Origin of the sequence: Nostoc sp. (assembly GCF_036916975.1) — a bacterium.
In the GTDB taxonomy this organism is placed as follows: Bacteria; Cyanobacteriota; Cyanobacteriia; order Cyanobacteriales; family Nostocaceae; genus Nostoc.
Window position 1 is genome coordinate 1 of record NZ_JBALFF010000117.1, and the last position, 22,374, is coordinate 22,374.

Here is a 22,374-nt window from a genome sequence, read left to right on the forward strand (position 1 = left end):
TAGTTGCGCTTTAGCGCATCCGGATAAAGATGCGCTAAAGCGCAACTACGAGCCAGTAATGATTATTTGTGCAAATTAAAGGCGCAACAGCTTATCAAAGCTAGCAACTAGATGTATATTTGTTATGATCAGCGAAAACTAAGCAAAAGTATCAAATAAATTAGAGAAGGTCAGACTTGTGTATAAAACTTGTATAAGTTGACCAATTATTAGCAAAAAAAGTATTAGAAAATAATTTATTTCTAAAGGTCAATCTAGCGTCAATCCCTGAAAGCTGCTACTGTATATTGTCGATCCTACAGTTGAGCATCAAAAAAGTGGCTGCTGAATCAAAGACAATTGCGATCGCACTCAATAATGACTTCATTAACAATCTGGATCTGTCGCCTGCGTCAACGGTGATTGAACAACTGCTGCAAGATGGGGCTGCATCCCATGAACAGCAGCTACGCTTTGATATCAATTATCAACTCGAACCTGGCGATCCCCGCGAACTCTCAGAAATTCCAGAGGTGCGACTGTGGTTTGTGCGCCTAGATGCCAAATACCCCTGGTTGCCATTTTTACTAGATTGGAAAGCTGGAGAATTTGCTCGTTATAGTGCCATGCTTGTACCACACCAGTTCAGTTCCAAAGAAGGCATTCAGTACAATCCTGAAGCCTTAGAAATATTTTTGATGCACAAAATCTTTATTTTAGGTGATTGGCTCAAACAACAAAATATTCCCAGTCTCTCGCGGCTAAAGTCTATGGCCCAAATGCTGGGTTATGAATTAGAGGATGCTTTTTTTGAGATATTTTAATGCTGAGGTATAGCCGTAGGGGTTGGGAGCATCCCGTCAGGTGCAAAACACCTTGATAGCCCTCATCCCCTAACCCCGAATCCCAGATGAAGGGAGAAGGGGAATTAAAATTATGTCTCCCCTCTCCCAAACATGGGAGAGGGGCTGGGGGTGAGGGAAAAGATTTAAGCTACTCATTGGGATGCTCACTAGGGGTTTAGCAATAAGCATTGCTATGCCCCTATTGCGTATTCCCATTAGACTTTTGTTAAATTTTGACTAATGGTTTTTCAACGGGGATAGGCGTAGTCAGTGGATCAAATCCTAACTGCTCAGTAATGCGCTCTCTAGCTAAAACGCGGTATTCCCAAAAATGCTCACCAGCAGCACATAAACCTAAATACATATTCACGAATTGGGGCTTGGTGCGGAAAATAATCCAAAGCTGTTGCCAAAATTGACCCCGAATTTCCCGCCGTTGCCAACCTTGTCGCCACAGCAAGTGGGCAAGTAGTCGCAGTCCTTTGCCAGGAGGAAAATACATCGTCTGCTGTAGTTGGGGATTAGGTGTAATCTTGAGGCATTGTTCAAAACAACGTCGGAGATAGTTTTTGGGTTCGTACATTCTCCAAATTGCCTCTAAATATTCTTTAGCAACTTCAGCCATCGGCCGGCTAGGAACAAAATTCATTAAGGAATTCTGATCCCCCACCTCCAAACCTCTAAATCCTTCTAATAATCGCTCCTCTTTTTTTAGTCTTTCCCAGAGGGCAGTATTGGGGAGGGCTTGTAGTATACCTAGCATCGGTTGAGGAATGCTGGTTTCTTCAACAAAAGCTTGAATTCGCTCTCCAGCGCCAGTTTTTTCTCCATCAAAACCAATGATAAATCCTGCATAGATTAACAATCCAGCTTCATTGATGCTACGACAGGCTTCTAAAAGGGGATTGCGGGTATTTTGAAACTTGCGAGTGACTTGCAGGCTGTCTTGATCTGGTGTTTCAATACCCAAAAATACAGCATAGAAACCAGCCTTAGCCATTAATTCTAATAACTCAGTATCTTCTGCTAGATTGACAGAAGCTTCAGTCATGAAGGTGAAGGGATAATTGCGTTCCTGCATCCACGGAATTAATGCTTGTAAGAGACGTTTAACATTGCGCTTATTACCAATGAAGTTATCATCAACTACGAACAGAGATCCGCGCCAGCCTAAGTCATAGAGGGTTTGGAGTTCTGCGAGGGTTTGACTTGGTTCTTTGGTACGTGGTTTGCGACCGTATAAATTGATGATGTCACAGAATTCGCATTCAAAAGGACAACCGCGAGAAAACTGGATTGCCATCATTAAGTAATCATCTCGTTTGAGTAAATCAAAGCGAGGGATAGGGCTTTTGCTGACATCTGGTTTTTCTAGGGCGCGGAAAGTTCCTTGTTGTTCACCTTTGGCGATCGCATCTAAAAACTGTGGAATTGTAATCTCCCCTTCATCTAAAATCAAGTAGTTAGCTCCTGCTTTGTGAGCAGGTTCTGGTACTGAGGTTGGATAAGGGCCACCCACAGCAACTTTTTTCCCCAGTTGCGCTGCTTTGTGAATTTGGGCAAGAAAGTCTTCTTTCTGTGCAAGCATGGCAGAAAGAATCACGAGATCGCACCATTGCCAATCAGCATCTGTTTCTTGGTTAACATTGCGGTCATAAAACCGAATTTCCCAGTCTGTTGGTAGCATAGCGGCAACAGTCAGAATCCCTAGCGGTGGAATAACTGCCTTAAGTCCCGCTATTTTCATAAATTCGTCGTAAGACCAAAAGGTTTTGGGAAAACGAGGGTAGAGTAAGAGTACTTTCATTGCTATAGTCCTCTAAATAAATTTTGGTTGCAATATTTTTTACTTTTGATAAAACTGTATTTTGGATACTGATTGCAGAGATGATGCTACAATCCCACTACCCCTATTCTTTCGCTATCTGTCTTTAGACAGACATTTGCATCGGCAAACGTGATTTTTTCGCAGTATTGCCACCGTTGTTCCGAGTTGAGTTAAAATCTCTAATTCCGTCACGGCGAGTTGACCTGGAAAATGTCAAAATTAAATGAGTTTTGTGTAGGCGCAAAGCGACTTTTCGCCAGACATCGCCACTTTACTAGGGCGGATTTGAGATAACTAAGTTGAAATTTATGGGCAAGCAACGTGTTCTTTCTGGAGTTCAACCAACGGGCAATTACCATCTAGGTAACTATTTGGGAGCCATTCGCAACTGGGTAGAAGGTCAGAGCGAATACGAAAATTACCTTTTTGTGGCTGATTTACATGCGATTACAGTCCCACACGATCCAAAACAATTGGCAGCTGATACCTACACCCTTGCTGCTCTGTATCTAGCTTGTGGTCTTGATTTAAACCACTCTACTATCTTTGTCCAATCCCACGTTTCGGCGCACAGTGAACTCACTTGGTTGCTCAACTGCATTACACCTCTAAACTGGCTGCAAGACATGATCCAGTTCAAGGAAAAGGCTGTTAAACAAGCAGAAAATGTGAGTGCAGGCTTATTAGATTACCCTGTGCTAATGGCATCTGATATTTTGCTTTACCAAGCTGATAAAGTGCCAGTGGGTGAAGACCAAAAGCAACATTTGGAGTTGACACGGGATATTGCATCTCGGTTAAATCACCAATTTGGTAAACCAGATCAACCAGTTCTAAAGTTACCAGACCCTTTGATTCGTAAGGAAGGGGCAAGGGTGATGAGTTTAGCAGACGGTACACGCAAAATGTCGAAGTCCGATCCTTCAGAGTTAAGCCGAATCAGTTTGCTAGATTCACCAGAACAGATTCAATACAAGATTAAGCGTTGCAAAACCGATCCGATTCGTGGGCTGACTTTTGATCCAGCGCGTCCAGAGTGTAATAATTTGTTAACGCTGTATACATTGCTTTCTGGTAAAACCAAGGAAGATGTAGCCGCTGAGTGTCAGGATATGGGTTGGGGACAATTCAAGCCATTGTTGACAGACACGATAATTGAGTCTTTGAAACCAATTCAAGAAAAATATCAGTCGATAACGGAAGATAAAGGCTATTTGGAGTCTGTGTTGCGGGATGGAGGGGAAAAAGCTAGAGCGATCGCAAATCAAACTTTATCACAAGTAAAAACTGCTTTAGGTTACTCTCTTCCTCTATAATTTGTCCCTTTTCGGTGTGATTGGCTATACCATTTAAGAAATTGAATTTTCTTAATTTTATGCATCACACCCATAGCCCCACAGCCTTTCGCAAAGCTGTACAAGCAGGTGAATTTCTAATTACCGCCGAGGTAGCACCGCCGAAAGGGGGAGATCCAGCGCACATGATTCAAATGGCGGCGACTCTTAAGGGAAGGGTTCATGCTGTCAATGTTACTGATGGTAGCCGCGCAGTATTACGGATGTCTTCGTTAATCGCGTCGGTGATCTTATCACAAAATGGTATAGAGCCGATTTGTCAAATAGCTTGCCGCGATCGCAACCGCATTAGTTTACAAGCTGACTTAATGGGCGCTCATGCCTTGGGCATCCATAACATTTTAGCTTTGACTGGCGACCCAGTAAAAGCAGGCGATCATCCAGATGCCAAAGCAGTGTTTGACTTGGAAGCCGTGCGACTGCTACAACTGATTCGGAAGATGAATCAAGGCGTTGATTGCAACGAGAAACCCTTGACTGATGGAGCCTTAGATTTATTTGTTGGTGCAGCAGTAGATCCGCAATGTAAAAGTTGGTCGGGTTTGCAAAGTCGATTTGAACGCAAAATCGAAGCCGGAGCGCAGTTTTTTCAAAGTCAGTTAATTACAGATTTTGAGCGTCTAGAAAAGTTCATGGATACGATTGCATCTGGCTATAAAAAACCGATTTTGGCAGGAATATTTCTGTTAAAATCGGCAAAAAATGCCCAGTTTATTAATAGATGTGTTCCGGGTGTAAATATTCCCCAACATATTATTGATAGATTGGCAAAAGCCAAAGATCCTTTTGAGGAAGGGATGAAAATAGCCGCCGAGCAAGTGCAAATAGCACGGCAATTGTGCCAGGGTGTCCATCTTATGGCGGTGAAACGAGAAGATGCGATCGCGCCAATTTTAGATTTGGCTGGGGTTGCTCCACTTAATCAGTTGGTATCTATGTAAAGGAGATAAGTAAGTGGGTCAAATTAAATATAAAACCTCACCCCGCCTCCGGCTTCCCTCTCCTTACTAAGGAGAGGGATTGAGGGTGAGGTTTTTCTTATATTTAATTACATCTACCTACTTAACAAATTTTTTATTAAAGCAGATGGAAACAAACATCTGCTTTTTTAATGCTAAAATAGACGCATTTACACTATTGTTGATAAACTTTAAATATCCAATTTTAGCTATTACTAAATCCAGGTGCAAACTGACAAAATATTTTATAGCTTATTTCAAACTTTTCCTAGCATATTTTTTGCAATAATTGGCGATACGACTGTCAATGTCAACGCATATCAATTTGTTTCAATCGAACTAAAAGAAACTGCTTTTAGGATTGATGGAGTATTTATCCCCACAAGTGAAACTACAAATCAACCCCTCTACTTTGTTGAAGTCCAGTTTCAATTAGACCCAACTTTCTATAGACGCTTCTTTGCCGAAATCTTTCTTTACTTGCGTCAAAACGAATCTGTAAATTTTTGGCGTGCTGTTGTCATCTATCCCCAACGAAGTTTAGATCCAGACGATCGGCTGGCATATCAATTCCTGCTAGATAGTTCACAAGTGCAACGCATTTATCTAGATGAATTAGATACAGGTGAGAACTCAATGCAAGTTGCGATCGTTAAATTAATTATCGAAAGGGAAGAGACAGCCGTTGACAAAGGTAGAGAATTGATTTTACAAGCAAGGCAACAACTGGCAGATGAAACTACCACCAAGCAAATTGTAGAATTGATAGAGACTATTCTGTTGTACAAATTTACCCGGTTAAGCCGAGAGGAGTTAGCAGAAATGTTGGGTATAGACGACGAATTTAAAAAGACAAGGATGTATCAATCAATCAAAGAAGACGGCTTAGAAGAAGGTCGCCAGCAAGGTCGCCAGCAAGGTCGCCAGGAAGCTAAGTTAGAATCTATTCCCCGGTTGTTGGCATTGGGATTGAGTGTGGAACAAGTGGCGGTGGCTCTCGATTTGACAGTGGCGCAAGTAGAGCAAGTAGCCCAGAATCAGTCTAGCTGATAGTGGGCGATGCTTGCGTCTAATATAATCAGCAAGTGCGTAGACTACGCCTACGCACTTCAAAACTTGGGTTACATCTTACCGTGTTGCAGCACTTGTTGTAGATGTTGGCGAATCTCTTGTGCGTGTTCAATATCAGATTGGCGCAATTTTTGGAACAACTCTACACAAGGTTGAGAACCTACTTGTTCTGCATCTTTAATGTAGGTATCGTAAGCTTTAACGGCTTCTGCCTTGTTGTGCAAAACGGTGACAAAATCGTATTCCAAATCGCTAATCGCTTGTTGAGATTGTCCGTTACCTGTATTTGTAGTCATTGCTTAAACCTCTTTTAGAATTTCTAATTAACTTTATACTCGCCCTTAAAGAGCGATTCATCTTCCAAAAAGAGTATATTTCAATACGTCGGAAGTACCTTACAAAAGTAAGTTATACCATTTTAGATTTTAGATTTTAGATGCATCCAAGTTCCTGATACAGCCCCAAACAAAGGAGTGGAGAGTAGGAAAATACTTTTTCACCACTCCCCACTCCCCACTCCCCATTTTCATAACAATTTATCCAAGCGGTTGATTTTGATCACATTGACGTGAATACTGTAATTCCAACTCGTTTTGCCGTTCTCTACCTCCCTTATACACAAGCGGACAAAACTTAGTGTTAGCGCTCATACAATCCATGTGTGGCGTTTTAGCACATACCACAAGTAATCCACCTAGAACAAATAACAAACCACAAATTGCAAGCGTATTAACCCAATAAATTTCTAGCGCTCCGTGAACTACTATTTCTCGCAGTAGAGATACAATTGTTACCTCAACTGCCACTCCCACAGAGATACTATGTTCTTGCAAGTAAACCATTAATAGTCGGAATAACTCGACTAAAATTAACACAAATAGTATTTTTGCAGTCACATGTTGATAGTCTAGTGGCTGCGTGATGGCGATCGCTATCCCCCACAATTGGATCAGCATGACGGCGAACAATCCCAAACACAAGACAATCACAATTAAGTCTTGAAAAGCCTCCATGTTGCGAACAATTGAGTGCCGATCAAGCCAGCGATCGCTAAATAAAAATCGACTTTTCTGGCGCTTTTGCATGTACATTTTTTCCAATCGGGACAACTTCAGACAACACCACCAAGTCAACCCAATAATTTTATATTATGCAATATTAAGCTTTTGTGCATCAGCGAGGTTTGTAATTTAAATTTTGTGCTTGTTGCAACAATTGCTCGGCATTTTTCGCCCACTGAGGATTTTTCTGAGCATGATATAAATCTCTAGCAAATTGCAATACTTGTACTGCATCTTTATATTGCTGTAACTGCATAAAAACTAACCCTGCACCATAATAAGCGTTGGGATAGTTAGAGTTAGCTTCGGCTGATTTTCTAAAAGCCTCTAATGCCTCTTGTGATTTGCGTTGCCCAAACCAAATTGAACCGAGATTGTAGTAAGCTTCTGCATACTTCGGATTAATTTTTACTGCCTGATTAAAAGCATCTCTAGCTTGATCGAATTTACCTTGTTGGAGATAACACATCCCTATATGATAAGGAGGCTCTGGTGCATTTTTGCTATATTCTATGGCTTTTTTAAAAGATGCGATCGCTTTTTCACAATCTCTTTGCTGCTCTCGTAACAACCCCAAGTTATAGTGGGCAAATCCGAGTTTAGGATCGAGTTCTAAAGCTCGTTGCAAATAATCTTTAGCTAACTGTAAATTATTCCCCTCTAACAATGCTCCACCTAAATTAGCAAAAGCTGGCGCAAACTTAGGATCGGCTTGCGTCGCTCGATAAAATGCATCCGCAGAGGGTTGCAATTGTCCCGTTTGTCGGAATGCTAACCCTAAATTATAGTGCGCTGGTGCCAATGTCGGATCTAATTTAGCTGCTTGTTTGAAGGCTGCGATCGCATCTTGTACCTTTCCTGCCTGAATTGCTTGTAAACCTTGGTTTAACCAGTCTATAGCAGTTTTAGCATTAGATTCTGCCAGCTTTGAGGGGACGGGAGCAGATAGAGAAACAGAGGGAAAGGAAATACTAACAAGCAGCATCAAACTTACTAACCCGGCTATGCGATATTTAAAGAATGATTTTCCCATTGATTTTCTGACTTGCAATACCTTCAGTTAAATTTACTTTATAAAAAGTTTTTTACAAAAATTTTTATTTCGCCATAAAAAACCGTTTTTATTAAGTTTTATTAAGAGAAATCTTACGACAAACTACAATTTTTTTAAATTTAGATTAAAAGGAGCATAATAACAAATTAAAGAAGGGGTAATTTTGACTCCAGAGAAGCACTTTTTATCCCTGATATATACAGAATCATGCGGTTAGGAAAAACTTACCGCAAGGGAGGTTTTATGAACGAAAAAGTAAAATCGGGTTCGCGGAATGTTGCAATTGTCGGGCCTTATTTAAGTGGAAAAACCACTTTACTAGAAAGCTTGTTATTTGTCACAGGGGCCATTTCCCGCAAAGGGAGTGTTAAGGACAGCAATACAGTAGGAGATAGTGCTGCCGAGTCGCGCGATCGCCAGATGAGTGTAGAAGTCAGCGCCGCTAGCACTGAGTATAACGGCATTCGCTTTACTTTTATTGACTGTCCGGGAAGTGTAGAATTTGCCCAAGAAACATACAATGCTTTAATGGGAGTGGATGCGGCAATTGTAGTTTGCGAACCCATCCGCGAAAGAGTCCTTACCCTCGCGCCTCTATTTAAATTCTTGGACGATTGGGAAATTCCCCACCTCGTCTTCGTCAACAAAATGGATCGGGCAAATATTCACGTTCTAGAAACGTTGCACGCCCTGAAAGCAGTATCTAGCCGTCCTTTGGTAGCACATCAATATCCGATCATGAACGGGGAACAACTCACCGGCTTTATTGATATGGTGAGTGAACAGGCATATCAATATCACCCAGGCGCACCTGCTGACCCCATCCCCTTCCCCGAAAGTTTAAAACAAGAAGAACATACAGCACGGGCAGAAATGCTCGAAGCCTTAGCAAATTTTGACGACCATTTACTCGAAGAACTTTTAGAAGACATCGAACCACCCCAAGAGGAAATCCTCAAAGATTTAAAAATGGAATTAGGGGCAGATTTAGTAGTCCCCGTTTTCTTTGGTGTAGCAGAACAAGATTATGGTGTTAGACCTCTATTAGAAGCCTTGTTACGAGAAGCCCCCGAACCAGAAACCACAGCAGAACGTCGTTTAAAAAACATAAAAGGTGATACACCTCTAGCGCAGGTATTAAAAACTTACTACACTCCCCAAGGTGGCAAACTTTCCTTGGTGCGTGTTTGGCGGGGTAAATTAACTGATGGTATTGTCCTCAATGGCATTCGCACTGGGGGAATTTACCGCCTCATGGGACAGCAACAGCAGTCAGTTAACCAAGTTAGTGCAGGTGAAATTGTCGCATTGAGCCGTTTAGAAGGAATCAAGACAGGCGATACAATCTCCACAGAACAGCAGTCGGCAATAAAATTACCCAAAGCTGTAGAGTTGGAACCAGTGTATGCTCTCGCCATTACACCAGAAAAGCGCAACGATGAAGTAAAACTTAGCGGTGCGATCGCCAAGTTATTAGAAGAAGACTGTTCACTTGCTTGGGAACAACACGGCGATACCCACGAAGTTATCTTGTGGGGTCAAGGCGAGATTCATTTACAAGTCGCCCTAGATAGACTGCGCCGCAAATATAATTTGCCAATGACAACCCACTTACCGCAAGTACCTTACAAAGAAACCATCCGCAAAACAGTGGCTTCAATTCATGGGCGCTACAAACATCAAAGCGGTGGTCACGGACAGTTTGGTGATGTTTTTCTCGACATCAAGCCTTTACCACGCGGTACAGGTTTCAACTTTAATGAAACTATTGTCGGCGGCGTGGTTCCTAAACAGTACATACCTGGCGTGGAAATGGGCGTGCGGGAATTTCTCACACATGGGCCTTTGGGCTTCCCAATGGTGGATTTGGCGGTAACTCTGACTAATGGTTCGTATCATAACGTTGATAGTTCTGAACAAGCCTTTAAACAAGCTGCGCGATTGGCAATGCAAACGGGAATATCCCAAGCCGAACCTACTCTGTTAGAACCAATTTTGCGGGTGGAAGTGACCACACCTAGCGAATTTACCTCGAAAGTGCTGCAACTGTTGAGTGGTAGACGGGGGCAAATTTTAGGCTATGAAGGCAGAAACGATTGGTCGGGCTGGGATAATATCTCTGCATACTTGCCACAAGCAGAGATGCAGAATTTTATTGTAGAACTGCGATCGCTCACTTTGGGCGTTGGTTCCTTCCACTGGGAATATGACCATCTCCAAGAAGTACCAGAAAAACTCGCCGAACGTGTTATTTCCAGCAATGGTAATGGTGGTAACGGCAACGGCAAGTAATTTTGGATTTTAGATTTTGGATTAATCTAAAATCAACACTAGCCCGGAACTTTAAGTTTCGGGCTAATAACTAAAGTCCAATAAATTGTTGTTAGTCTATATCTTCTTCAGTAAGACCTGCATCCTTCAGCAGTCCTTTCAGTGTTCCAATGGGTAAATCACGATTGCCATGAACAGGAATAGATAGAATGACACCTTTGTTGGCATAAATATGGTGACTACCAGTAATCCGTTTCAGGTTCCAGCCATACCGTTCAACAATTTTACATAAGGCTTTACCAGAAACAGATTTCATAAGGATATTTCAATCAACTGTTTATCGGGTTCAAGTTCTTCCTGCTGGCTAGCAACTTCAAGCCAACCCTGAATCGCATCTTTAAGCATTTCTAACAAGTCTTCGTAGCTTTCTCCCCATGTGTGACACCCTGGTAGGGCTGGTACAGAAGCACACCACACATCGTCTTCTTGCCAGATAACGGCTTTGATTTTCATGATCAATCTGTTGTAGTGTCGTGTTGTACATCTTAGCGTAACTACATTTGAGAGTAGCGTAGGCAATGCCTGTCGTAGGCATCGCTCCAAAGCTGAGATTCCCGACTTGTTAGAGAAGCTGGGAATTTTTTTCAATAAAAGGATTCGTAAACCACTAACTTGTGTAAAACAATATTAGTTTTATAAAAGCTTTTGGGAATTATGTAATTAAGTATATTCGTCTTAATTACACAAAAAAAACTCATGGGCTTTATAGTATCTCTTTTAACTACCCTAATTGCAATTCTTGTTTATCTCAATACAGGTAGGATATCTGATGATAGGTCACGTTTAGCAATACGCACAATTATAATATTGATTGGCAGTATTGCAGTACTCAATTCTATTTCTAGGCTTTTGGTAATTGTCCCGCCTGGTAATGTCGGTGTCGTCAACTTGTTTGGTGAAGTTTCCGAAACTACTCTTAATCCTGGTGTTCACTTGCTTAACCCCTTTAGCAAAGTGCTGAATTTTTCCACTCGCCTTAAGGATGTAAAAGAAAATGTAGATGCAACATCTCAAGAAGGTTTGAGCCTAAATCTTGATGTCAGTCTTCAATACAAACTCGATCCGCAAAAGGCAGCTACAGTATATAAAACAATTGGAACTGATGAAACACAACTGGTGATTTCCAGATTCCGCTCTACTGTCCGCGCCATCACGGCTAACTACCCAGCCAGTGCTATTTACTCTACCAAACGCCAAGAAATCGCCCAAAAAATTGATCAACAACTCACCCAAGAGATACCCGCTTTGGGTTTCATTGTTGAGGAAGCTCTTTTACGAAACGTCAAAATGCCTGATACTCTACAAGCTGCAATTCAAAACAAACTCAAAACAGAGCAAGAAAATCAGCAGATGACATTTGTTTTAGAGAAAGAGCGTCAAGAGGCAGAACGAAAGCGTATTGAAGCGCAAGGTATAGCTGATTCCCAAAAAATTATCTCTGGTGGACTTACCAACCAAGTGCTACAATTACGAGCAATTGAAGCCACAGAAAAGCTAGCTCAATCTAATAATTCTAAGCTTGTAATTATTGGTTCTGAAAAAGGCGCAGTGCCTATTATGATTCAGCCAGAAACAGCAACTTCAAAGCCGTAAAATTTCCTTATCAGGTCAAGTCGCTTCTCGAAATTAAAAAAAGGTCAACTACCCCACCTACCATGCGCGATCATTCGTAATATTTTAACTGCTGTCCGTGGGTTTAAGTCCCCTGCTTCTCTCAAGCGGCAAGTTTTGTGGTGGGGTTAAAATCCCCATTGCAAAACTTAATTACGAATTACGAATTACGAATTACGAATTACGAATTACGAATTACGAATTACGAATTACGAATTACGAATTACGAATTCTTTAAGATATAACTCGTTTTGTCAAGAGTGATTACACTGAAAATTATCTATCCTAAGCATGAACTATACTTTTAAATATGAGGCGATGACTGGCTGAAAACTTGTGTTTTCGACTCCGATTTTGACTTAATTTTAAGCACCATTACTTAGACCCTATTTATAAAGTAAAAGTAAAATTACTGGAGAGTATGTTAGGTGCATGTTTGGATATGATTTCTCACGAAAAACATGATATGAGCGCCTAATGCACCATTGGATATGGCGCTGTGTTAGCTAAAGCCGAAACACCACTACTTAAGATTTACTTTATAAATCGTTTCTTATTGATAAATGGTTAATGAGCTTAACATGTCACCAATGGACTCGACGATTCCAGCTAGATTGAGCATCACTATCCATTAAAACAAGCTTACCTTAAAGGAAAATTAATCATGCGTAAATTGAATAAGACTGTTATCAAGTCCGCTGCCGTTGCGGCCGCCACACTGATGATGATCGGCATGTCTGCGGACGCGGCGGGGAGCAAGAACTATGTGAACGTCTCGACCGGTTTCTGTCTGGACAGCAACGCTAACGGCATGGTGTACACCCTTGGCTGCAACGGCGGCAACTACCAGAACTGGCAGAGCGACGGCAATCGCCTGGTCAACGTCTCGACCGGTTTGTGTCTGGACAGCAACGGCGGCGGCTCGGTGTACACCCTTGGCTGCAACGGTGGCAACTACCAGAACTGGGAGAGCGACGGCAATCGCCTGATCAACGTCGCAACCGGTTTGTGTCTGGACAGTAACGGCGGCGGCTCGGTGTACACCCTTGGCTGCAACGGTGGCAACTACCAGAACTGGAACTAATCCGCCAAGAACAATCAGTGCGTTGAGCGAGGGGTGAGCCATAGTGAGCCGCATGGTGGCTGGAAGTGCAGGTTGTCATCCGGACTAAGATTGCGCTCCGGTTGAACGCAATGTTAGGTCTTTTGCTCATTTTATGCTTCATCAGTCCGCGCCCGGTTAGCTTTACGTTACAGCACTTCCGGCGGCTATGAGGTACATTCTCAAATCTGAAAGCTATGATAGGAGAGGGGCAAGAGGAAAATCGCATTGCATAATAGCCGGAAGCGCTGTAACTGGCTTAGGTTATCTGTACAGGCACGACCCGAAAGTTTTCTTTTCGAGGCGATCGCCTAATTGGCTACACATCTCAAAAGCACATATAATACCACTTATGACAAGCATAATCGCCTACAATAGCAATTCTGACACAGTGTGCGATCGCATTAAGGATTTAAAATCTCGCTAAATGGCTTTTGCAAGCTTCAATTTTAAATTTCAATGGTAAGTAATGGTAACACTTCAATTACGACAATTAAGTGTTCCGCCGGGACATAGAGTAATACTCCACGATGTTAGCTGGCAAGAATTTGAGGCGATTTTAGAAGAACTTGGCGACCATCGAACCGCTCGATTGGCATACAGCCACGGAACTTTGGAGATGAGAATGCCGTTACCAAAGCATGAGAAAGCCAAAGTCATAATCGGGGATTTGGTGAAAATTCTATTTGAAGAGTTAGAAATTGACTGTGAAACATTTGGCTCAACCACCTTTAAACGTGAAGATATGGCTTTTGGTGTAGAACCGGATGACTCTTTCTACATTCAAAATCATGCTCAAATGATTGGTAAAGAGCGAATAGACTTGACGGTTGACCCGCCGCCTGACCTTGCAATTGAAGTTGATGTTACTTCCAAAACCCAACTGGATGCTTACGAAGCATTGCGAGTTCCTGAACTGTGGCGATATGAAGATGGTAAGCTACAAATTAATATTCTTCAGGATGGCAAATATATCGAGTCTGAAATTAGTTTTACTTTTCCCAACTTGCCCATTGTTGAAGTAATTCCCCGGTTTGTCGAACAGAGCCAAACTTTAGGTAGAAGTCCAACGCTTAGAGCATTTCGTCAATGGGTAAGAAAGCAAATCATCCAAACTTAATGTCATTCTTGCTCCATCCGCGCTAAATTTCCTACCCAATGGTCGAGTTGTCCCATTCCCACTTTGCTGCTATTTGAATGATACAGTATGAGCGTTGCTAGAAACTGATAACTACAAATCACTATACCACTACCTTGGTCAGGAGCGATGTCTACGACGGGCTACGCCTACGCTCAACATTTCGCATCCCTATACCAAGATTTATACATCTAATCAGCAATACCAATCTTTTTTCTTAGAAGAAATTTAATTAAATGCCTGCAAACCTCAAAAAATCAGGAATGTCATTCTGAGCGGAACGCAGGGAGAGAAGAATTTCACCAGATGTTTTGCTCCGCTCAAGATAACAATTTAAGTATTTATGTAAGATTAAGGTAAGTATACCTATTGTCTTAATCTCTAATTTTCTCTTTGCAGTGGCTATTTAATTACCTTAAAATTCTCAATTGTGAGATATTTTTCTTCATCAGCTATCTGACTGTTGTAATCGATATCAATTTGAGTTGGATAGCCGAATCTAGCATTATACCGCACATTCAGGCTGAAGGCTTTACGGTTGATAGCATCTTGAATCACATTAAACAGTTTAGGAATTGTGTTGTAATTTTGAAAGTATTGTGGATTAACTGGTTTACCTGTAGCTACAGAAGTGATGGAAGTTGTTTGACCATTACGTACTTCAATTACTACTGGCCCCCTAGCATCGCTTATACAAAAGCAACTATTGCTAAATTCATAACTATAGTTTGAAATATTTTGCTGATTCCAGAAACGGCGATTAAATTCTAATCGCTTTTGTAATTGCTTTAAATTCAAGTTATTCTTCGGTGGCGATTGTGCTATCTCTATGGGAGATATGGACATTACTGGTAGGTTCAGTCCAAAAGATAGCAATAATCCGGCACTGATAATGATAGGTAAACGCATATGAATCCCTTGAATTTCAAAAGTATTATGTATGTATTATATCTATTAATCGATCTACTTATTTAAGTACACTTTATATTTTTATTAAAATTCATCAGTGCGTAGACAAGGGCAAATAGCAAATTTATGACTGTAAGGAACTGATTAGTGAGTGTAGTCTATAGCTAAATCAGATCCGATGTAATCGCATACACGCGAGAATATTTTCTGTATGCCGTAGAATCTCTACTGTAAAAAACAAATGTTTTATTTTAAGTATGAATGAATCACAAACTTGGTATATTGTCAAGCGTTGTGTTGGAAATTGCGAAATTGTCTCCAGCAACAAAGTTGGAGAGGATAATCTAGAGATTATAGAACAGTGGGGGCCTTTTAATTCGCAAGAAGAAGCGATCGCTCGGCGTGTCGGACTTATTAGGGCTGGAAAGTGCCAACCAGTTTAAGTTAGGAGTTAGGAGTTAGGAGTTAGGAGTTAGGAGTTTGGAGTTAGGAGTTAGGAGTTTGGAGTTAGGAGTTAGGAGTTAGGAGTTAGGAGTTTGGAGTTAGGAGTTAGGAGTTAGGAGTTAGCAGTTTGGAGTTAGGAGTTAGGAGTTAGGAGTTAGGAGTTAGGAGTTTGGAGTTAGGAGTTAGGAGTTAGGAGTTAGGAGTTTGGAGTTAGGAGTTAGGAGTTAGGAGTTTGGAGTTAGGAGTTTGGAGTTAGGAGTTTGGAGTTAGGAGTTTGGAGTTAGGAGTTAGGAGTTTGGAGTTTGGAGTTAGGAGTTTGGAGTTTGGAGTTAGGAGTTAGGAGTTTGGAGTTAGGAGTTTGGAGTTTGGTAGTTCACAATGATGGTTTTTATTTATAACTCCTCACTATTGACTCCTAACTTTATTCCTAACTCCTCACTATTGACTCCTAACTTTATTCCTCACTCTTCATTTTTCTGCTGTTGCTGCGCCCACAGCAGCTATTTTTTTACCTATTACGTCCACTGCTTTAGCGAATTGGGGATCTGCTAAAGTAGCGAGTTTGTCACGTCCATGAAGCCACAATTCCTCCATCTGGGCTTTAGTCAAATCTACCTTCACATCTGGACTAATACCTTTATGATTAATATCTGTACCGTTGGGGGTATAGTAATGAGCAATTGTTACCGCCAATCCTGAACCATCTTCCAAGGGACGCACTGATTGCACTAGTCCCTTACCAAAGGTTTGAGTACCAACCAAAGTAGCACGCTTGTTATCTTGCAAAGCCCCTGAAAGAATTTCACTTGCACTGGCTGAACCTTTATCTACCAGCACCACCAACGGTTTATTTGTCAAGGCGCGTCCGTTTGCTTCTTCTTTTTCAGCCTCTCCTTGGCGTTCAACAGTGGAGACAATCTTACCTTTATCTATCCACATCCGGGCAATGTCTACACTGGAGAAGAGTAAGCCACCGGGATTACCACGCAAATCTAGGATATATCCAGCTACCTTTTTGCTTTCTAAATCCTTGATAGCGGTTTGCATTTCTTTACCAGCATTGGCGCTGAACTGGTTGAGGCGAATGTAGCCAAGATTACCTGCTGGAGTTTTCTTTTGGGAATATTTAACTGGATGAATTTCAATCCGCGCCCGTTTGATGTCAAACTGTTTTGTCTGACCGTCACGCCCAATCGTTAAGCTGACTTGCGATCCTGCTTCACCTCTAATCATGGATACTGCCTGATTAGTATCCATTCCTTTGGTATTTTTGCCGTCGATTTTGAGGATGACATCTTTTGCCAAAACGCCAGCTTTATAAGCTGGTGTATCTTCGATTGGCGCAATTACAACCAATTGCTTGGTTTTTTCATCCTGGCTAATCGTGATCCCAATCCCTGTCAATTCTCCAGAGGTTTCCACTTGCATACTCTTGAATTCCTCTGGGTCCATAAACCGGGTGTATGGGTCTTCTAGCTTTTTGAGCATTTCCCGAATGGACTTATACGCTTCCTGCGGATTACTGTAGGACTTGCTTAAGTATTCTTTACGAACAGCCTGCCAGTCTACTTGATTAAAAGTGCCATCTACGTAATTGCGGTATATATTTTGCCAAACTTCATCTACTAATTGTTTAGGACTTGCTTTAAATAAAGCCTGACCTCGGGAATGAATACCAAGGCTAGCAACAGCGATCGTGGAGAGTGTCACTGCCGTAGCACCCAAAACAAGCCTACTTTTTGTAATCACCATAATGACAGCTGCGTCAGAGGGAAAATATATAGTCAGTATGCTCAATCTAACACAGGCTACCACTGTAGAGAGCGAGTATGTATCCTTAATTTAAACAAAATACTTGACAATCCGGCGAACTTGATGGTTTATACAAAATTTTGGGGAGTGGGGAGTGGGGAATCGGGATCGGCACAGGAGGTAAAAGTTATAAAATGTTTGAATGCGTGTATGCGTGAATTTATTTCTCCCCCCACTCCCCTAACCCCTTACGGTTCTACCCAGCGTTCATCTGCCTTAATCAGGTTAATTAATTCCTCTACACCTTTATCTTCTGGGACTTTTTTAATTTCCTCTCTGCCACGATACAAAGAAATGTAACCAGGTGTTTTGCCAACATAACCATAGTCGGCATCCGCCATTTCTCCGGGGCCATTGACAATACAACCCATAACCGCTATGTCAAGACCAGTTAAGTGTTTAGTGGCTTCCCGAACTTTGTGCAGCACTTCCTCTAGGTTAAACAAAGTGCGTCCACAGGAAGGACAAGCGACATATTCTACCATCGTTTTTCGCAATCCCAAAGCTTGGAGAATGCTATAACAGACGGGAATTTCTTTTTCTGGTGCTTCTGTAAGTGACACGCGAATTGTATCGCCAATGCCATCAGCAAGTAAGGTAGCAATACCGGCGGTGGATTTAATTCGCCCGTATTCGCCATCACCGGCTTCGGTAACGCCTAAATGTAGGGGGTAATCCATACCCAGTTCATCCATGCGCTTGGCGATGAGGCGATAGGCGGCTAGCATCACGGGTACTCGTGAAGCTTTCATGGAAATTACTAAGTTGCGGAAATCCAGAGATTCACAGATGCGAATGAATTCTATGGCAGATTCCACCATGCCTTCTGGGGTGTCACCGTAGGTAAATAGCATCCTTTCAGCGAGGGAACCGTGATTTACCCCAATTCGCATCGATTTACCTTGATCGCGCAAAGAAACTACCAGAGGTTCTAAGGTTTCGCGGATTTTATCGCCAATTTCGTCAAATTCGGTTTTAGTATACTGGGTTCGATTGACGTTGGGCTTTTCAAAGACATATAACCCCGGATTAATCCGCACTTTCTCTATGTGTTTGGCAACTTCCACGGCGATTTTTAGTCCGTTGTGATGGACATCAGCCACAATAGGCACGTCTTGGTAAGTTTTAATTAATTTGTGTTTAATTTCTGCTAAAGCTTTAGCATGAGCCATACTCGGCACTGTGACACGGACAATTTCGCAGCCTATTTCGTGCAGACGACGAATACCAGCCACGGAACCATCGATATCAAGGGTGTCTTCGTTAATCATTGACTGCACTACAACGGGGTAGCCGCCGCCAATGGTGACATTTCCTACCTTTACGGGGCGGGTTTTACGCCGCTTGATAGTTGTATCAAAGGTTGGTTGGCTGGATGTAGTATTTGAAGTATCTACTATGGGCAGAGTTTGCATAACCTGATTAGGTAAATTTGCTGTGGTTAAAATATCAGATTTAATAAATCTCTGTTTCCCAGATTGCCACAGGTGGTGGCTCTTTTGGAAGGTTAATATAAAAAAAGGAAAATAAGACAGGCAAAGAAATAAAGAGCAATTCAAAGATTTTGCTCATTTATTAAGATATATTGCTGAAAAATTATTTTAACTGAGTAGCTTGAGTAGCGATCGCTCTTTTAGTGAGTTATAAATACTACTCTTGTCATAGTAATTCTCTAGCCTAATCTGCAATACTTAACTATAAATTAATTGTCCTTTTTTATACTATAAATTAAATATAATTATATTTAGGACTTACGCAAAAGTTTTCGGTCTACTGACCTTATTAGGCGCAGAGAAGCCAGTGCGCCCTTGCGGGTTAAGAGACTTGTCCCTTGCGCGTCTCCCCTTGGGAGAAGCAACTGGCGCGACACGGAGAAATAAGAGTTTGAGAGATATTTTGCGTAAGTCCTAATATCGTAAAAAATAGCACATTTAAGTTTTGTATCTTTCAAATCTACCAGGGTGAGCGCGTCTCAAATCCTATTGACAGGCGGATAATATAGCGGTTCTCAGTTGGGTGCAATATATAGCATTTCCTAATTACATAAGATACATCAGAGCAAGCTCATTATAATTTTCACCCCTAACTTTGCCAATTTTAGATTTTGGATTGAAGTAAAAATCTAAAATCTAAAATCTAAAATCCAAAATTGAATGACTCCTAACTTGAAAATGGAACGCCCAATTTTATACTTAGTCATAACTAACCACGGATTTGGTCATGCTACCCGCATGGCATCTGTAGCTGCGACAATTCAAAAATTACGTCCAGAAGTTCTGCTAATTCTCGTAACTACTGCCCCGCGCTGGTTGCTAGAGTGCTATATAGAAGGCGATTTTATCTATCGTCCCCGTGCATTTGATTTGGGTGTGGTGCAAACCGATAGTTTGACAATGGATAAAGTAGCGACTTTAGAAAAGTTGCTGGATATTAAAAAACATCAAAATTCGCTTATTGCCTCAGAAGTGAATTTTATCCGCCAAAATCGCGTTAATCTCATTTTGGCAGATATTCCCGGACTCGCTCCTGGGTTTGCCAAAGGTGCAAATATTCCCTGCTGGATGATGAGTAACTTTGGCTGGGACTTTATCTACCGAGATTGGGGAGGCGAATTTACCGCAGTTGCAGATTGGATTAGTGATTGGTATTCAAAGTGCGATCGCTTATTTCGTCTTCCCTTCCACGAACCAATGCAAGCTTTTAACAATATCACAGATGTTGGTTTAACAGGCGGTTCCCCCTGTCACTCTGCTGATGATTTACGTTCTCTTTGGAAAATAACTGCACCTGTAGAAAAAACTATTTTGTTAACCTTTGGCGGCTTGGGTTTACAGCAAATTCCCTACGATAACCTGCAACAATTCCCAGATTGGCAATTTATCGTCTTTGATCAATCTGTCGCTGATTTACCTAATTTAGTGAAAATTAATGATCGCAAATACCGCCCTGTAGATTTTATGCCTATTTGTGGGCGAGTCGTTTCTAAACCTGGTTACAGTACTTTTGCTGAAGCCACACTATTAGGAGTACCTATTGTTACTATCCCCCGTGAGGATTTTGCCGAAGCAAGTTTTCTAATAGAAGGCATTACTAATTATAACCAGCATCAAATCATTACCCCATCTGAATTTTTTCAAGGGACTTGGGATTTTCTGCATAAGTTACCTCAATCGCCAAAACAATCTGAACCAATTGCTAAGGATGGTAATGAAGCGATCGCTAAAGCTATTCTCAATTATTTACAGACGAAATAAAGTTATTCAAAACACCATCAATTAATCATGGAATCTCCACTAATGACTCACTACCAAAAGCTACTAAAAATTTCCACCACTGGTAAATCTTTTTACAACATTACTACGAAAATTGCAGCCACAGTTGCAGAATCGGGAGTTGAAACTGGTCTTTGTACTCTATTTTTACGCCACACTTCAGCCAGTTTAGTCATCCAAGAAAATGCTGATCCCGATGTTCTTGTAGATTTAGCTAACTTTATGGCAAAACTCGTCCCAGAATCGGGAAAATACATTCACGATGCAGAAGGTCCCGATGATATGCCGGCACACATTCGTACCGCACTCACCCACAGTTCTGAACATATCCCCATTAATCGTGGTCATTTAGTACTGGGAACTTGGCAAGGAATTTATATTTGGGAACACCGCCAGCGCAGTCATTTAAGAGAATTGGTTGTCCATATTTCTGGATAGGCGATTCTCAAGTTTTAAGTAGGTAGACGTAATTAAACATATAATAAACCTCACCCTGCCTCCGGCTTCCCTCTCCAAAGTATCGGAGAGGGATTGAGGGTGAGGTTTTATATTTAATTTGACCCACTTACTTATTTATTTAAGGTGGAGTCCTGTAGAGTCTAAATACTCTAGTTATCCCGCTTACCCTTTGGGTATAATCTGATAAACTCGCGGTAATATACATCTAATAAATTTTACCGCGATCGCTTTGCCATGAAAACTAATCAAATCCACGCTCAAAAATTCGTGTCAATTTGTAAATTTAAAAGTAAAGTTTATTTGTGATTATTTAAAAATCTCCTTGTATCGATATAAACTAATGTTTAGTGTAAGCTGTATGGGCTATTTCAATTACTATGAAGCAAAAAGTAACACCAACTCATACTTTCCAATTAATTGATAAAATACTTGCCCAACAGTCGATTAATCTATTATCACTTAATCCCAATAAAACATTAATTACCAGTTTTGCAGAATTGGAAAATTTAATTCCTGAAAACACTGATAGTGAAATCTTCATAACCCTTCAAGAAACTCTCGAAAGCATAGTTAGTACTCAGTTGCAAAACTTCCCAGAAAACATATTCTGGGATTTTGATTTTCTGGTAAGTAGTATGCTTAGGCAGGCTTTAATAGCAGATGAAGGTGCTATAGCTTTTTTAAAATCTTTTGGTGAAAAGATGCTTTCTCTTACAGAAATGTTCGGAAGTAAAACGGAAATACGCTTCCGTTACGTTCACGATTTTATGTATGGGTTCGACTGGGCAAGATGGGTACAAAAAGAGCCACAAAAACGCGCACATATAGAGCCTTTTAGTCCGGTTTTTTTAGATTATTTGCTCGTTAAAGGGAAAGAACTTTTACAACGCATTAATCATGGTCAGGTTACATCTTATAAACTATGTGACACAGGCTACCGTAATCCCTTCACTTTTTCTCGTGAACCAGAAGATGAATATCGTCTGCTAACTTGTCTTGCTCAAGAAGAACTTATCCCAGTAGCAGTGTGGAACTGGAATGCTAGCCCTGTCTGGAACAAACCTTTCCAAGAAATGCGCCAGCAATTAGCATTAAAATTAAATATTCAACCACAGAAACACTAATTAGCAATTAAAATTAAAAA

Annotated in this window: 21 protein-coding genes; 12 read left to right on the forward strand and 9 right to left on the reverse strand. The window is 41.2% G+C overall.

The features are described from left to right. Positions 1-317 precede the first annotated feature (317 nt). Entirely contained in the window at positions 318-803 is a 486-nt protein-coding gene (locus V7K73_RS26750) for a CRR6 family NdhI maturation factor (RefSeq protein ID WP_334884651.1), read from the forward strand. 247 nt (positions 804-1,050) lie between these two features. Here V7K73_RS26750 and V7K73_RS26755 read toward each other — a convergent pair whose 3' ends face one another. Continuing rightward, positions 1,051-2,631, reverse strand: coding sequence for a B12-binding domain-containing radical SAM protein (locus V7K73_RS26755; RefSeq protein ID WP_334884653.1), 1,581 nt, complete (start codon positions 2,629-2,631; stop codon positions 1,051-1,053). 329 nt (positions 2,632-2,960) lie between these two features. Between V7K73_RS26755 and trpS the strand changes: the two genes are divergently transcribed. The 3 genes from trpS to V7K73_RS26770 all read left to right on the forward strand — a co-directional run bounded on the left by trpS (position 2,961) and on the right by V7K73_RS26770 (position 6,016). Further along, positions 2,961-3,968, forward strand: a complete 1,008-nt coding sequence (trpS, locus tag V7K73_RS26760) for a tryptophan--tRNA ligase (protein ID WP_334884655.1) — start codon at positions 2,961-2,963, stop codon at positions 3,966-3,968. Between the two features lie 59 nt (positions 3,969-4,027). Then, on the forward strand, positions 4,028-4,948 hold the full coding sequence (locus V7K73_RS26765) for a methylenetetrahydrofolate reductase (RefSeq protein ID WP_334884657.1): 921 nt from the start codon (positions 4,028-4,030) through the stop codon (positions 4,946-4,948). Positions 4,949-5,191: 243 nt separating this feature from the next. Then, positions 5,192-6,016, forward strand: a complete 825-nt coding sequence (locus V7K73_RS26770) for an Rpn family recombination-promoting nuclease/putative transposase (protein WP_334884659.1) — start codon at positions 5,192-5,194, stop codon at positions 6,014-6,016. Between the two features lie 71 nt (positions 6,017-6,087). On the opposite strand, the gene V7K73_RS26775 is transcribed toward V7K73_RS26770, so the two are convergent. The 3 genes from V7K73_RS26775 to V7K73_RS26785 form a co-directional block, all read right to left on the reverse strand. Further along, the gene (locus V7K73_RS26775; RefSeq protein ID WP_322650065.1) at positions 6,088-6,333 is read right to left on the reverse strand and encodes a hypothetical protein; all 246 of its coding nucleotides are present in this window, start codon (positions 6,331-6,333) and stop codon (positions 6,088-6,090) included. Positions 6,334-6,573: 240 nt separating this feature from the next. Then, positions 6,574-7,122 (reverse strand): phosphate-starvation-inducible PsiE family protein, encoded by a 549-nt coding sequence (locus tag V7K73_RS26780; protein WP_334884661.1) that lies wholly within the window; start codon positions 7,120-7,122, stop codon positions 6,574-6,576. Between the two features lie 88 nt (positions 7,123-7,210). Then, complete coding sequence (locus V7K73_RS26785) at positions 7,211-8,131, reverse strand: tetratricopeptide repeat protein (protein ID WP_334884663.1); 921 nt, start codon at positions 8,129-8,131, stop codon at positions 7,211-7,213. A gap of 264 nt (positions 8,132-8,395) precedes the next feature. Between V7K73_RS26785 and V7K73_RS26790 the strand changes: the two genes are divergently transcribed. Beyond that, positions 8,396-10,444, forward strand: coding sequence for an elongation factor G (locus tag V7K73_RS26790; protein ID WP_334884665.1), 2,049 nt, complete (start codon positions 8,396-8,398; stop codon positions 10,442-10,444). Positions 10,445-10,535: 91 nt separating this feature from the next. On the opposite strand, the gene V7K73_RS26795 is transcribed toward V7K73_RS26790, so the two are convergent. Together V7K73_RS26795 and V7K73_RS26800 are read right to left on the reverse strand one after the other, a co-directional pair. Further along, positions 10,536-10,739 (reverse strand): type II toxin-antitoxin system HicA family toxin, encoded by a 204-nt coding sequence (locus tag V7K73_RS26795; RefSeq protein ID WP_292804740.1) that lies wholly within the window; start codon positions 10,737-10,739, stop codon positions 10,536-10,538. Then, positions 10,736-10,936 (reverse strand): type II toxin-antitoxin system HicB family antitoxin, encoded by a 201-nt coding sequence (locus tag V7K73_RS26800; RefSeq protein WP_196518444.1) that lies wholly within the window; start codon positions 10,934-10,936, stop codon positions 10,736-10,738. Before V7K73_RS26800 ends, V7K73_RS26795 begins: the two co-directional genes overlap by 4 nt. A 243-nt stretch (positions 10,937-11,179) precedes the next feature. On the opposite strand from V7K73_RS26800, the gene V7K73_RS26805 reads away from it, so the two are divergent. The 3 genes from V7K73_RS26805 (at position 11,180) to V7K73_RS26815 (ending at position 14,316) form a co-directional block, all read left to right on the forward strand. Then, positions 11,180-12,076: an SPFH domain-containing protein gene (locus V7K73_RS26805; RefSeq protein ID WP_334884667.1), complete on the forward strand. Its 897-nt coding sequence runs from the start codon at positions 11,180-11,182 to the stop codon at positions 12,074-12,076. A 682-nt stretch (positions 12,077-12,758) separates the two neighbouring features. Next, positions 12,759-13,178, forward strand: coding sequence for an RICIN domain-containing protein (locus tag V7K73_RS26810; protein ID WP_334884669.1), 420 nt, complete (start codon positions 12,759-12,761; stop codon positions 13,176-13,178). 487 nt (positions 13,179-13,665) lie between these two features. Next, the gene (locus V7K73_RS26815; RefSeq protein ID WP_334884671.1) at positions 13,666-14,316 is read left to right on the forward strand and encodes a Uma2 family endonuclease; all 651 of its coding nucleotides are present in this window, start codon (positions 13,666-13,668) and stop codon (positions 14,314-14,316) included. A 420-nt stretch (positions 14,317-14,736) separates the two neighbouring features. On the opposite strand, the gene V7K73_RS26820 is transcribed toward V7K73_RS26815, so the two are convergent. Then, a complete protein-coding gene (locus tag V7K73_RS26820; RefSeq protein ID WP_334884673.1) occupies positions 14,737-15,243 on the reverse strand; it encodes a DUF6174 domain-containing protein in 507 nt (168 codons plus the stop codon). Positions 15,244-15,500: 257 nt separating this feature from the next. Here V7K73_RS26820 and V7K73_RS26825 point away from each other — a divergent pair, with 257 nt between their 5' ends. Further along, a complete protein-coding gene (locus V7K73_RS26825; protein ID WP_334884675.1) occupies positions 15,501-15,686 on the forward strand; it encodes a DDE transposase family protein in 186 nt (61 codons plus the stop codon). A gap of 469 nt (positions 15,687-16,155) precedes the next feature. Here V7K73_RS26825 and ctpC read toward each other — a convergent pair whose 3' ends face one another. After that, entirely contained in the window at positions 16,156-17,439 is a 1,284-nt protein-coding gene (gene ctpC / locus V7K73_RS26830; protein WP_334884677.1) for a carboxyl-terminal processing protease CtpC, read from the reverse strand. A gap of 248 nt (positions 17,440-17,687) precedes the next feature. After that, positions 17,688-18,914, reverse strand: a complete 1,227-nt coding sequence (ispG, locus tag V7K73_RS26835; RefSeq protein ID WP_334884679.1) for a (E)-4-hydroxy-3-methylbut-2-enyl-diphosphate synthase — start codon at positions 18,912-18,914, stop codon at positions 17,688-17,690. A 756-nt stretch (positions 18,915-19,670) separates the two neighbouring features. Here ispG and V7K73_RS26840 point away from each other — a divergent pair. The 3 genes from V7K73_RS26840 (at position 19,671) to V7K73_RS26850 (ending at position 22,354) form a co-directional block, all read left to right on the forward strand. Continuing rightward, positions 19,671-20,753 (forward strand): glycosyl transferase, encoded by a 1,083-nt coding sequence (locus V7K73_RS26840; protein ID WP_334884739.1) that lies wholly within the window; start codon positions 19,671-19,673, stop codon positions 20,751-20,753. Positions 20,754-20,795: 42 nt separating this feature from the next. Continuing rightward, complete coding sequence (locus tag V7K73_RS26845; RefSeq protein ID WP_334884741.1) at positions 20,796-21,209, forward strand: secondary thiamine-phosphate synthase enzyme YjbQ; 414 nt, start codon at positions 20,796-20,798, stop codon at positions 21,207-21,209. 398 nt (positions 21,210-21,607) lie between these two features. Further along, positions 21,608-22,354 (forward strand): hypothetical protein, encoded by a 747-nt coding sequence (locus V7K73_RS26850; protein WP_334884681.1) that lies wholly within the window; start codon positions 21,608-21,610, stop codon positions 22,352-22,354. Positions 22,355-22,374: the final 20 nt, after the last annotated feature.

Excerpts from the sequence above, each read along its gene's own strand:
- V7K73_RS26755 (WP_334884653.1), bottom strand. The coding sequence starts at position 2,631 with ATGAAAGTACTCTTACTCTACCCTCGTTTTCCCAAAACCTTTTGGTCT.
- trpS (WP_334884655.1), top strand. The coding sequence starts at position 2,961 with ATGGGCAAGCAACGTGTTCTTTCTGGAGTTCAACCAACGGGCAATTAC.
- V7K73_RS26765 (WP_334884657.1), top strand. The coding sequence starts at position 4,028 with ATGCATCACACCCATAGCCCCACAGCCTTTCGCAAAGCTGTACAAGCA.
- V7K73_RS26775 (WP_322650065.1), bottom strand. The coding sequence starts at position 6,333 with ATGACTACAAATACAGGTAACGGACAATCTCAACAAGCGATTAGCGAT.
- V7K73_RS26780 (WP_334884661.1), bottom strand. The coding sequence starts at position 7,122 with ATGCAAAAGCGCCAGAAAAGTCGATTTTTATTTAGCGATCGCTGGCTT.
- V7K73_RS26785 (WP_334884663.1), bottom strand. The coding sequence starts at position 8,131 with ATGGGAAAATCATTCTTTAAATATCGCATAGCCGGGTTAGTAAGTTTG.
- V7K73_RS26790 (WP_334884665.1), top strand. The coding sequence starts at position 8,396 with ATGAACGAAAAAGTAAAATCGGGTTCGCGGAATGTTGCAATTGTCGGG.
- V7K73_RS26795 (WP_292804740.1), bottom strand. The coding sequence starts at position 10,739 with ATGAAATCTGTTTCTGGTAAAGCCTTATGTAAAATTGTTGAACGGTAT.
- V7K73_RS26800 (WP_196518444.1), bottom strand. The coding sequence starts at position 10,936 with ATGAAAATCAAAGCCGTTATCTGGCAAGAAGACGATGTGTGGTGTGCT.
- V7K73_RS26805 (WP_334884667.1), top strand. The coding sequence starts at position 11,180 with ATGGGCTTTATAGTATCTCTTTTAACTACCCTAATTGCAATTCTTGTT.
- V7K73_RS26810 (WP_334884669.1), top strand. The coding sequence starts at position 12,759 with ATGCGTAAATTGAATAAGACTGTTATCAAGTCCGCTGCCGTTGCGGCC.
- V7K73_RS26815 (WP_334884671.1), top strand. The coding sequence starts at position 13,666 with ATGGTAACACTTCAATTACGACAATTAAGTGTTCCGCCGGGACATAGA.
- V7K73_RS26820 (WP_334884673.1), bottom strand. The coding sequence starts at position 15,243 with ATGCGTTTACCTATCATTATCAGTGCCGGATTATTGCTATCTTTTGGA.
- V7K73_RS26825 (WP_334884675.1), top strand. The coding sequence starts at position 15,501 with ATGAATGAATCACAAACTTGGTATATTGTCAAGCGTTGTGTTGGAAAT.
- ctpC (WP_334884677.1), bottom strand. The coding sequence starts at position 17,439 with ATGGTGATTACAAAAAGTAGGCTTGTTTTGGGTGCTACGGCAGTGACA.
- ispG (WP_334884679.1), bottom strand. The coding sequence starts at position 18,914 with ATGCAAACTCTGCCCATAGTAGATACTTCAAATACTACATCCAGCCAA.
- V7K73_RS26840 (WP_334884739.1), top strand. The coding sequence starts at position 19,671 with ATGGAACGCCCAATTTTATACTTAGTCATAACTAACCACGGATTTGGT.
- V7K73_RS26845 (WP_334884741.1), top strand. The coding sequence starts at position 20,796 with ATGACTCACTACCAAAAGCTACTAAAAATTTCCACCACTGGTAAATCT.
- V7K73_RS26850 (WP_334884681.1), top strand. The coding sequence starts at position 21,608 with ATGAAGCAAAAAGTAACACCAACTCATACTTTCCAATTAATTGATAAA.